The sequence below is a fragment of the Microvirga sp. P4_G7 genome (genome assembly GCF_056401005.1).
Window position 1 is genome coordinate 1 of sequence record NZ_JBFUKD010000395.1, and the last position, 3,538, is coordinate 3,538.

Genomic DNA, 3,538 nt, shown 5'->3' on the forward strand with positions numbered 1-3,538 from the left:
GATGCCGCGCAAGCTTCTCACAGCGCCGCACGGCATCGAACAGATTCCGGACATTCCAAATTTCTGCTGGGCCGATTACGGCATGCGGGTCGGGATGTCTCGAATTCTCAGACTTTTTCGAGAGCGCGGAATAACAGCGTCCGCCAGCATCAATGCCAGCGTCATCGACTACTATCCGACCTGTGCCGAAGAGATTCTGGACCTCGGCTGGGAACTGATCGGGCACGGCATGCACCAGGTCGGCCTGCAGGCGCAGAGCGAACGGGAAATCATCGAACAGGCACTGGACAAGCTGTATCGATTCAGCGGCATGAAGGTGAGGGGCTGGCTCAGCCCAGGCCTCCGCGAGAGCTGGGAGACGCCCGATATCCTGGCGCAGACGGATATCGAATATGTCTGTGATTGGGGTGTCGACGACTTGCCGTCATGGATGTCGACGACATCGCGCCCACTCATCGCAATGCCGTACAACCTGGAGATCAACGATAGCGTGATCTATGCGGTGGAGAAGCACCGTTCCGACGAGATGTTTCATCGTCTGCAGGCGACGATCGAATGTTTTGAACAAGAGACGAGATCAGCGACGCCACGCGTTCTGGGCATCGGTCTGCATCCACATCTCGTCGGTGTTGCACACAGGTTCGTTTATCTCGAGCGCATGGTGGATCTGCTCATGGCGCGAGGTGATGTCTGCTTCTTGAACGGATCGCAGATTGCAGATTGGTTTATCGAGGAGACGACCTAAGCCATGGGAAGAGAACCAGATATTCTCGCCGCGTTCGATCGCCGGGTCGATCCGGCGCAGACAGCGCTTTTGATCATCGACATGCAGAAGGATTTCTGCGTCGATGGCTATGCGGCGAGCCGGGCCGGCCGCCCACTCACGGCTGCGCGATCCATCATTCCGACCTTGCAGAGGCTGCTCGCCGCCGCGCGCCAAGCCGGAGTTCTGGTGTGCCATGTGGGGTTCTGGACGCTCGAAGACCACTTGAGCGATTCCGGACCGTGGCTCAGCCAGCGCAGACGTTCGCGATTTGCGTCCGACAGAATAGCCATGGCCGATAGCGATGGTGCCGCGTTCATCGATCAACTCAGTCCCCAAGTTGGTGAAATCGAAATACGCAAACACCGCTACAGCGCTTTCAAAGGCACGAACCTCGATATGGTTCTGCGCGCAAATGACATCCGAACGGTGATCCCGACGGGCGTGTCGACGAACGTTTGTGTCGAGAGCACGCTGAGGGATGCCTTCGAAAGCGGCTACTACGTCGTTCTTCCGGGAGACGCCTGCGCCTCGTGGGATCAATCGCTCCACGATGCGACCCTGAAGACGGCGGATGCTCGCTTCGGCCTCGTTTGTAAGAGTACCGAAGTCGAAAGCATCTGGCTCAAATCCGCCGCAGATGCGGTCGCATCCTAACAGATCCTGGAGGTCCCTATGAGCAGATTGCTCACATCCGACGCGTCGGCATTTTCAAGTTCGTTGAAGTATGAGGATATTCCCCCGGAAGCCTTGCGGATAGCCAAGCGCTGCATCATCGACGGCCTCGGCGTGATGCTCGCGGGCACGGAGCAACACGCGCTTACGATTGCCGCGACGTATCTCAAGACGACTGGCGGTGCGCCGGTCGCACGCGTCGTCGGCCACGCGGATCTGCGTGTTTCGGCACAGCAGGCGGCTTTCTGGAATGGCCTCGCAGGCCATGTGATGGATTGGGACGACACGCAGGTGGCTGAAGGGCCGGGCCGTCCCTACGGCCTCCTCACGCATCCGACCATTCCACCGCTCTCGGCCGCGCTCGCCGTGTCGGAGCTGCTCGGCAATGTCAGTGGAAAGGCCTTCCTGACCGCGTTTGTCAGCGGCTTCGAAGTCGAATGCAAGGTCGCGGAGGCGATCAACCCGGATCACTACAATCTCGGTTTTCACACGAGCGGGACTGTCGGGACCTTCGGCTCGGCAGTCACCGCGTCAAAGCTCCTCGGCTTCGATGGTGGACAGACAGCCCAAGCGATCGGGGGCGCAGCCTCGATGGCTGCGGGCATTCGCGCCAATTTCGGAACCATGGGGAAACCCATGCACGTGGCGCGCTCATCGGAGAATGGCGTGACCAGCGCGCTTCTCGTGCGCGAGGGATTCACGTTCAATGACGAAGCTCTCGACGGCAAGTGGGGCTATCTCTCCGTCGCCGGAAGGGGCGGCGAGCCGGATCTGGTGCTCGGCCGCTTTGGTCGTCCATTCTCGATCCAAGAGCCGGGCGTCAGCATCAAACCCTACCCGTCTGGCGTCCTGACGCATCCATCCATGGATGCCATGAAGTTCCTGATGGCCGAGAACAATCTCAAGCCGGAAGATATCGAGAGCGTCACGCTGTTCGCCGCGAACAACATTCTACATCCGATCCGGTTCAAGGTCGCGACGACTGAGCTCGAAGCAAAGTTCTGCATGGCATTCCTCCTCTCGGCCATCATCTTGCGCGGTCGTGCCGGAAAAGCGGAATTCACGGACGATTTCGTACGGCGACCGGAGGTGCAAGCCATGCAGCGCCGCGTGGATACCAAATTCGATCCCGCCATCGATGCCATGGGGCACGAACGGATTTTGTCCCGTATCGCGGTCGTCACGAAGTCGGGCGAGACGATCGAGCGCTTCTCGGACGACCGCTATCGCGGCGGTCCTCTCTATCCGCTGACGGATAAGGAGCTCGAAGAGAAGTTCATGGACTGTGTGCAGGGCGTTCTCGACGATCGACAGGCGCGAGAGGCGCTGGATGCTATCTGGTCGCTGGAATCACTTTCCAACGTGGGTGCGCTTCTGGATCTGATCAATAGCACATCCGCGAAAAAGGCCGCCTGAGGCGTAGAGCTCGCATTCTCGGCCCAGATCGAAAAGCAGCGGAGCCAAGATCCGAGACGGTTTTGGCTTCGCCTGCTTCGGTCGGTGTTACATTCCCGGTGCCGCCGCAAGATCCATGAGACCGCGCATGTCGCGCAAGGCTTCGAGATCAGCGATGATGTCGATCAGGCCCTCAACAGCGCCCGGTTCCAGCGCGCTGAAACCGGCTTTGCAATTCGCCCTGAATTTTTCAATATGCCGCTCTTCCGACAGCGCGTTGGACGGATGACCGAGGGCGACATCGACGGCATCACGGAATACACGCCCATCCTTGAGATGAATCTCGACCTGAGTGGGGCCGAACGCGCTCAATTCAGACGTGTCGAGGGTGACGATCTCGACACGCTCCGCCAATCTGAGAAGATCGCGGTCTTTCAATGCGGCGGGTGTGAAATCGTCCACGCTGACTGTGCCACCGGTAAGCGCGCGGGCAGCACAGTAAACAAGGCATAGGCGAGCATAGTTCTGCGGCATGTCGGACTTGAGGGGGCGCCCGACGAGCGTGAAGGCGACCGGCGTGATCCTGACGACGAGGCGCTCGATCATCTCCGGTGCGATCCCATGGAGATCTTTTTGACGCGCGATGGCCTCGATCGCGCCATGCGTGGCGCGGCCAGTCGGGAACGGCTTTTGCACCAGCTCGCT

General features: G+C 59.7%; 4 protein-coding genes. 3 read left to right on the top strand and 1 reads right to left on the bottom strand.

Annotated features, from left to right (window positions below):
• The 3 genes from AC1DT3_RS15250 to AC1DT3_RS15260 all read left to right on the top strand — a co-directional run.
• Nucleotides 1–745, top strand: a 745-nt coding sequence (locus AC1DT3_RS15250; protein WP_477466091.1) for a polysaccharide deacetylase family protein, incomplete at its 5' end; no start/stop codon positions are given.
• Nucleotides 746–748: 3 nt separating this feature from the next.
• On the top strand, nt 749–1,420 hold the full coding sequence (locus AC1DT3_RS15255; protein WP_477466092.1) for a cysteine hydrolase family protein: 672 nt from the start codon (nt 749–751) through the stop codon (nt 1,418–1,420).
• A gap of 18 nt (nt 1,421–1,438) precedes the next feature.
• Nucleotides 1,439–2,854, top strand: coding sequence for an MmgE/PrpD family protein (locus tag AC1DT3_RS15260; protein ID WP_477466093.1), 1,416 nt, complete (start codon nt 1,439–1,441; stop codon nt 2,852–2,854).
• Between the two features lie 87 nt (nt 2,855–2,941).
• On the opposite strand, the gene AC1DT3_RS15265 is transcribed toward AC1DT3_RS15260, so the two are convergent.
• Nucleotides 2,942–3,538 (bottom strand): MmgE/PrpD family protein (locus tag AC1DT3_RS15265; RefSeq protein WP_477466094.1); only part of this gene is annotated, 597 nt, incomplete at its 5' end.